Raw genomic sequence first — 3,372 nt, 5'->3', positions numbered from 1 at the left:
CATGATCTCCAGCATGGAATGGATTTTGAGAGCAGTTTGGGACTTAGGGATTAACGCTCAAAGGCAAAGTTGTCGGGCTGACAGAAGTTGAGTGTCGCGCTAAGTTCCTCAAAACGGGGGAACGAATGGACAGACGGCTTACCACAGTGCTTGCGGCGGACATCGTCGGATATTCAGCACTGATGGATCATGACCGTGAAGGTACGATTGCTGCGCTTAGATCATTCCGTGAAGATACACTTCAGTCGCTGCTACAAGCCCACAGGGGGACATTGATCAAAAGCTTGGGCGACGGTTGGATTGCCGAGTTTAAGTCCACATCAGACGCTGCAGATTGCGCTATTGCATTACAGTCAGCGCAGAAACCAGAGAGCATCAAGCTTCGAATTGGCATTCATACTGGCGAGGTCGTTACAGAAGGCGATGACATTTTTGGTGACGGAATAAATGTCGCCGCTCGTCTCGAAGCGCTAGCCGAACCGGATCAGGTTTTGATATCGGACACATCTCACAACAGTCTTGACCGAGGTGACGCATCCAAATTCGATGGCGGTGAGCAGACAGAACTCAAAAACATCACGCGCCGCATTGGTGTTTGGTGCTGGCCAAAGGGCACTTTTGCCAATCTGTCAGAAAAGGCAGATGTCAGACCCGGGATTGCAGTGCTGCCATTCGACAATATGTCTGGTGATCCCGAACAGGAGTTTTTTGCGGACGGCATCACCGAAGACATTATCACAGAGTTGTCTCGTTTCCGTTGGCTGATGGTCGTGGCAAGAAATTCATCTTTTACATTCAAAGGAAAAAGCACGGACATACGCGAAGTGGGTCGCATTCTTGGAGTGCGCTACGTTCTCGAGGGTTCAGTCAGACGAGCAGCTCAACGAGTCCGCATTACAGGGCAGTTGATTGATGCGGAAGACAACAGTCATCTCTGGGCAGACCGCTTCGACGGCGTGCTTGATGATATTTTTGACCTTCAAGACAAAGTAACGCTGGAGGTCGTAACCGCGATTGAACCGTCTTTAAGGCACGCCGAAACTAACCGAGCGCGGGCAAAACCTACGGAAAATTTGGAAGCTTATGAACTATATCTTCGAGCACAATCGCATTTCCATCTTTTAACGGATCAAGACAATCGAGAGGCCATACGTCTGACAAACCTCGCATTGAGGCGTGATCCAGAATACGCATCCGCGTCAGGGCTGTTGGCTTGGTTGCATATTCAACGAATGGTTCAAGGGCTTGAGCCAATTGGTGAAGGGCCGAAAGAGGCTATTAAGGCAGCCGAGCGGGTTCTGTTGAGCGATCGTGCAGACGGCATCGCGTTGGCGTACGCTGCGCATTCAATCTCTATGCTGGCGCGAGACCTGCCACGCGCGCGGGTTGCTTTCAAACAAGCTCTTGAGCAAAATCCAAATGCCGCAACGGTCCATATGCTGGGCTCCATCAACCTTTTTCTTCTTGATCGTCCAGAGGAAGCACTAAGTCACGCGGTTCAATCTGTTGAGCTCAGCCCTCACGATCCATTGCGCCACGCTGCTTACCTTGCTCAGGCTAGCGCGCTTTTTCACCTTGGGCGTTATGAAGAATCGGCTAAGGCTTGCCGAGAAGCTTTATCTGTACGCTCAAACTTCGTAATGAGCCATCTTATGCTGATTGCTGCTTTGGGACACCTCACCGATGATGCTGCAGCTCGCAAAGCGGTAGCGGACCTTCAGACGTTGCGCCCGGGCCTGACTGCAGCCTCAGCGCAGACACAAATGCCAATATTCACTGTTCCATCCTGTGCAGATAGTTGGCGCGAAGGTTGGTTAAAAGCAGGGTTGCCAAAATGAGTATCCGTAGCGTTTTTGCAAAGGCTTTAGCTTCGCACCGCTCCAAGTGAACGTCAGGTCACAAAATTGAAGATGAAAGAACTGAATGAGCACAGCAATAGCTTCCTGTGACTTCACGGAGTGTTAGAAACTGATTTATCCACAATTCAACCCTTCGTCTGTCCGATAGCTCGGCCCACTTGTTTCTGCAGCGTCAATTTTGAGCTTCGGACGGCACCACCTCTCGCCCAGTTCTCCGTTCATGTTCCGCCAATCGTTGAAGATACGCCTCGGACCGGGCCGTCTGCCGCCATATCACATAATCTTTCACATGGTCGGCATTGGGATCGGCTTGTTCGTCCAGCCCGTAGAACTTGTTCGATGTTGGTAACGGTGCACCGGCCACTTCCGCTGACGCCTCGGCCATAACCCGTTTCAGTTCGCCCACCCGGGTATAGTCGATGATAAAACTGTCATGCACGGACAGGACTGGCACTGCCTGATCGCAGAAATAACGATGAACGCGCTCCGCTATCTGACCATCAAGGTTCATCAACTGGATACCTTGATCCGCGAACAGAAAGTCCTCGATGTGAGGGGTCTTCTCCAGGAATCCCTTCAGTAACTTATCCAGTTGTTCGTTAGTCAGCGTCTTGCCTGCGTGGCCGGTTGGGTATTCGCTTCGAAACGCCCGGAAAGCAGCATCCCTAGAACCAGCGTTTATCGCTGTGAGTACAAGCCGCTTGATAAATTGACGCTGTAGCACTGGAGGTAGCCATGCACCCAGTATGTCGGGCAACTCATAGGGATCGCCGTCAAGTTCTTTTCCTGCTCGAAGGCTGAGCAACGAGACATGGAGACTGCGGAAGTCCACCTCGACGACGGGCGTATCGTTGATGAAGATCTTTGACCTCCAGTCACTGTTGATCTGCTGCCACCAACCACCATGAAAGCGCCCATTCAGGTTGAAGTTCGAACGACTGAATATCCTGCGGGTAAGCTTGTGATGATGGTCGGTGGTGACATCATCGACCCTTGGTTCATCCAATATAGGGATATCAATGAAAGCATCAGCGATTACTTGGTTATAGCGCTCAAGTTCAGCCCGCATTCTGATGATCTCGTCGGTATCCTCGTACTCGACCAGTGCCTCTGCGTTGTCGCCTCTGAGAATGATGATTTCTTCACCTTCGACCCGACCAACGTCATCTCGTCTGAATGCCACTTCGGCGAACCACCCCTGGAGCACCTCGGAGGCTCGTATCCTCGTCGTTCTGTTCCCCCGGGCGAGAGGACCCGAGTAACTGCCCTTTGCAACATCCAATAGTCCTGCTTCGATTAGGGTGCGAATGATCAGGATGATCTTCTTGGATATATGGATCGCGTTATAGCGGGAAGACGTGTCCCAGTAGTTCGAGGACATAGAGACGCCGATAGACAGTTCCGGGTCTTCCAACCAAGCGACATACAGGTCTAGAACCAACACCCGCAGTTGATGCCTGAATGCAGTCTTCGGCTTCGGTCCGGACGTCTGATCACTCGGCAGGTAGTCGTC

General features: G+C 51.7%; 2 protein-coding genes. One reads left to right on the top strand and one right to left on the bottom strand.

Annotated elements, in window-relative coordinates:
- The first annotated feature begins 125 nt into the window (after nt 1-125).
- Complete coding sequence (locus AC2FJB_RS22740) at nt 126-1,838, top strand: adenylate/guanylate cyclase domain-containing protein (protein ID WP_171617722.1); 1,713 nt, start codon at nt 126-128, stop codon at nt 1,836-1,838.
- A 193-nt stretch (nt 1,839-2,031) separates the two neighbouring features.
- Here AC2FJB_RS22740 and AC2FJB_RS22735 read toward each other — a convergent pair.
- Nucleotides 2,032-3,372 (bottom strand): hypothetical protein (locus tag AC2FJB_RS22735; RefSeq protein WP_171364753.1); only part of this gene is annotated, 1,341 nt, incomplete at its 5' end.

The organism is Ruegeria sp. CDSC085, from assembly GCF_059610465.1.
The sequence above is the reverse complement of the archived record's forward strand: the minus strand, read 5'-3'. Positions and strand labels throughout refer to the sequence as shown.

Bases quoted from the DNA above. Each gene is read 5' to 3' on its own strand.
- AC2FJB_RS22740 (WP_171617722.1), top strand. From the start codon at position 126: ATGGACAGACGGCTTACCACAGTGCTTGCGGCGGACATCGTCGGATAT.